At 48.6% G+C, this 245-nt stretch carries 1 protein-coding gene; it reads right to left on the bottom strand.

Translation table 11 applies throughout. The annotated features are described in order from the left end of the window. On the bottom strand, window positions 1-118 hold a 118-nt coding region (locus tag C5471_RS25175), incomplete at its 3' end, for an RHS repeat-associated core domain-containing protein (protein ID WP_339959331.1). Window positions 119-245 lie beyond the last annotated feature (127 nt).

Genomic DNA, 245 nt, shown 5'->3' with positions numbered 1-245 from the left:
GCCCTAAATGATCTAATTCGCCATATTTAATACTATTAGGACATCCTGTTAATCCGAGCGGATCAATCCAGTTCGCCGGATTATGGACATACGAATACGGATTCAGGCCCCCTCTCAGCCCAATCGGATCTTAGGGACTATCCCGACGCCATCATACCGTTGAGCGGACTTTTCCCCTTGATTTAGCAGCCTTTTTCTCCGCCGCGTTTTCCCACCCTGTTAAAGAACCTATCAACTCGTCCCGA

The organism is Photorhabdus tasmaniensis (genome assembly GCF_011189505.1).
GTDB lineage: Bacteria > Pseudomonadota > Gammaproteobacteria > Enterobacterales > Enterobacteriaceae > Photorhabdus > Photorhabdus tasmaniensis.
This window is presented reverse-complemented; position numbering and strand designations above follow the sequence as displayed.